The sequence below is a fragment of the Flavobacterium sp. UGB4466 genome (assembly GCF_903469665.1).
Taxonomy (GTDB): domain Bacteria; phylum Bacteroidota; class Bacteroidia; order Flavobacteriales; family Flavobacteriaceae; genus Flavobacterium; species Flavobacterium lipolyticum.
This window is the reverse complement of sequence record NZ_CAGKLC010000193.1, coordinates 1-4,071: the sequence shown is the minus strand read 5'-3', so window position 1 is coordinate 4,071 and position 4,071 is coordinate 1. Positions and strand designations below refer to the sequence as shown.

Sequence of the window (4,071 nt, the reverse complement as noted above, 5' to 3'; positions counted from 1 at the left end):
ACTTTAAGCAAATCGGATTTTATAAATTGAAAATTATATATAACTCTGTATAGACATTACATCTTTACATTGTATATTTTTACAAGTGAATTACTTCGCCATAAGCATCAGCAACAGCTTCCATAACAGCCTCACTCATGGTTGGGTGAGGGTGGATCGATTTAAGAATTTCATGACCTGTAGTTTCAAGTTTACGGGCTACAACTGCTTCTGCAATCATATCGGTAACACCTGCACCAATCATGTGGCATCCTAACCATTCTCCGTATTTCGCATCAAAGATTACTTTTACGAATCCGTCCGGAGTTCCGGCAGCTTTAGCTTTTCCAGAAGCTGAGAAAGGGAATTTACCAATTTTTAATTCGTAACCTTTTTCTTTTGCTTGTTTTTCAGTTAAACCTACAGAAGCGATTTCTGGAGTTGCATAAGTACAACCCGGAACGTTTCCGTAATCGATTGGGTCTACGTGTAAACCTGCAATTTTTTCTACACAGTTAATTCCTTCAGCAGAAGCTACGTGAGCCAAAGCTTGTCCTGGAGTAACGTCTCCAATAGCGTAGTATCCAGGAATATTAGTGGCGTTGTAAGCGTTTACTAGGATTTTATCTCTGTCAACAGCGATTCCAACTTCTTCCAAACCGATGTTTTCAATGTTAGTTTTGATTCCAACTGCAGAAAGTACAATGTCAGCTTCAAGAACTTCTTCTCCTTTTGCTGTTTTAACAAAAGCTTTTACTCCTGCACCTGTTGTGTCAATACGCTCAACAGATGAGTTGGTCATTACTTTAATTCCGGCTTTTTTCAAAGAACGCTCAAATTGTTTTGAGATGTCTTCGTCTTCTACAGGAACTACATTTGGCATAAATTCTACAATAGTAACTTCTGTTCCCATTGAGTTGTAGAAATGAGCGAATTCAACTCCAATTGCTCCTGAACCTACAATAATCATAGATTTTGGCTGAGTTGGTAAGGTCATTGCCTGACGGTAACCAATTACTTTTACGCCGTCTTGTGGTAAGTTTGGTAACTCACGAGAGCGAGCACCGGTTGCGATGATAATATGATCAGCGCTATATTCGGTAACTTTATTGTCTTTGTCTGTAACGTCAAGTTTTTTACCTGGTTTTAGTTTTCCAAAACCTTCAATAACGTCAATTTTGTTTTTTTTCATTAAGAATTGAACTCCTTTGCTCATTCCTTCAGCAACACCACGGCTGCGTTGAACCACTGCAGGGAAATCTTTGTCGAACTCAGAAACTTTCAATCCGTAGTCAGAAGCATGTTTTAGATAATCAAAAACCTGAGCTGATTTTAATAATGCTTTTGTTGGGATACATCCCCAGTTTAAACATACACCACCTAAGTTTTCTTTTTCAATTACCGCTACTTTAAAGCCTAATTGTGAAGCTCTAATAGCTGTTACATATCCACCGGGACCACTTCCTAAAACAATAACGTCGTATTTCATTTTTTTGGTTTTTAGTATTTATTATCGAAAATGAAGTTTAATTCCGAAACTCATTTATCGATTTATTCTTTTGTTATTTGTGCTTGCGAATTTAAGGATTTATTTTAAAAAATACTTTAAAATTTCTTTTCACCCTTGCCGATTTTGATCTTTTCACACAGATATTGAGAAAAGTTATAGAAAAGAATAAAGTTTAATTGGTATTTTATTTTTTTTTAATAACAAAGTAGCGAAAGATGGATCATTAATTTGCGATAAAAAAAAACACATTTTATTTTTTAAAATGTGTTTTTTAGTGAAATAGGAGAATACTTATTTAAGGATGATTTTTTTAACGGTGTGTGCTTCAGAGTTTTCGATAAAGATGTAGTAAACTCCTTTGGCTATTCCTTTTAAATCGATGTAATTTTCCTGAGTATCTGCTTTTAAGGATATTACTTTTACAAGTTTACCCAAACTATCATAGATCGTTGCTTTTGTTACTGACACGTTTGTAATGTATAACTCGCCCTGAGATGGATTTGGATAAATATTGATGTGGTTAAAAACCTGCTCATTTGTTTCTAAAGTACGGCAAGTTGTCGAATATTTTGCGATTTCATCTTTTGCATCTGTCCAGGTAGCAGTTGAGAAAGAAGGATTGTCAACTTTTATACAAGTTAACTGAGCATTGTTTTTTAAATTTAAGTTGACTAAAACACCGTTGTTTCCATTTTGTAAATTCAAATCGGTTAGAAGGTTATTAGAACAGTTTACTTCTATTAAATTAGTGTTTTTTGATAAATCAAGACTTGACAGCTGATTGTTCGAACAGTTAAATTTTGTTAACAAAGTATTGTTCGATAGATCTAAAGTTGTTAACCTGCTAGGGGTCGAAGTCGATTTTTTAAGAATAATTTGTATTCCATTACAATAAAATTCTTTTAATAATTTATTTTTAGAAACATTAATACTAGTCAGCGGATTGTTTGAGACGTCCAGATAGTTTAACTGAGTGTTATTCGACATGTCAACTGTAGTAATTAAATTTCCTTTACAGATAAATTTCTCTAAAGCGGTGAAGTTTTCAATTCCTTTTAAATCCGAGATGTTTGAATTTGAAATGTCCAGAACTTTAATATTAGCAATACTGGAGGTGGCAACTTTTCCATTTTTTCCGTCAGTGTCAATACCTGCAGCAATAAGAAAATCTTCAAAATTAGAATCTGTTATCAAAGTACTATTGTTGCAATCTTCGCTAAATTTTGCCTTTGGATCTTTTCTTGTGGACCATTTCTCGTTTGAATAATAAGCATCATCAACCTGAATACAAGTTAAATCCGGATTGTTTCTAAAATCTATTCTATATAAAATAAAATTAGGATCAGAGCCTAGAAGTGGATCAAACCTATAATTATTACCATTTTTTAGGTTTAGACTTACCAGTTTGTTGGATTCACATTCAAGCGATCTTAAATTTTTGTTATTAGAAACATCCAGGTTAGTGAGCAGGTTGTTAGCACAATCGAATGTGCCAAGCTTAGTATTTGCAGAGACATCTAAGGTGGTTAATTTATTCTTGTCACAGTATAAAAATTGCAAATCTATATTTTTTGAGACATTAAGATTGGTGATTAAATTCGTACCACAATCAAAAGAGCTTAATAGAGTATTGTTTGAAATGTCTATACTTGCTATCTTATTTTGGTAGACTAACAATCTTGTCAATGCAGTATTTTTGGAAACGTCTATTGATGTTAATTGATTTGTATTACATATTAGCGATTTCAAAGCAGTATTATTTGAAACATCTAACGAAGAGTACAGGTTGTTTCCAGCCCACAGTTCAGTTAATTTTGTATTCGAACGGATGTTTAAGTCTGAAATTTGATTTGAGGTGCAATCTAAAGACTCTAACAGGATATTTTGCGATACATCTAAACTTGAAATCTGGTTGTATCCAAGAGTTAGTTTAGTTAAGGCTTTATTATTTGTAACCTCTAAGCTTGTTAACTTATTGGACCCACATTGTAGAGAGGTTAAGCTTGTATTTGAGCTTACATCTAAAGTGCTCAGTTTATTGTAATAACAATTTAAATCAACTAAAGCCGTATTTTTTGATACATCTAATGTTGTTATAAGATAATTATTGCTACAGTCCAATGTAGTTAAATGGATATTTTTTGTAACATCCAGAGCTTTTAAAGTATAATTTGCTTGACATTTTAATGATGTCAAAGAGGTAAAGTCTTCTAGGCCTGTCAAGTCTGTAATATTGCTTAGGGAGACATCTAAAGACGTTACGGTGTTAACACTAGAGGTTAATACTCTTCCGTCAGGAGTTCCTGAATCAATTCCCAATTTAATCAATTTGTTTTCGAAATTGCTGTCAGGAATAAGCGTGTATAAATCATTCTGGCATTCGTTTGAGTAATTTGCTGTAGCATCTTTTGCGCTGCTCCAATTAATAGTAGAATATGAAGCGTTATCAACCTGAATACAACTAAGCTTTGGATTATTTTTAAGATCAAAATTGTAATTGCTCATAATCGTATTTTTTCCATTCTTCATATTTAAAGTTGTTAACGCATTAGAAGAACAGTTTAAATAGGTTAGACCAATAT

At 33.2% G+C, this 4,071-nt stretch carries 2 protein-coding genes; both read right to left on the bottom strand.

Features of this window, described 5'->3' with window-relative positions:
• Window positions 1-79: 79 nt before the first annotated feature.
• Window positions 80-1,468: a dihydrolipoyl dehydrogenase gene (lpdA, locus tag JO950_RS21405; protein ID WP_202704458.1), complete on the bottom strand. Its 1,389-nt coding sequence runs from the start codon at window positions 1,466-1,468 to the stop codon at window positions 80-82.
• A gap of 312 nt (window positions 1,469-1,780) precedes the next feature.
• A partial coding sequence (locus tag JO950_RS21400; RefSeq protein WP_237732419.1) for a T9SS type A sorting domain-containing protein occupies window positions 1,781-4,071 on the bottom strand: 2,291 nt, incomplete at its 5' end.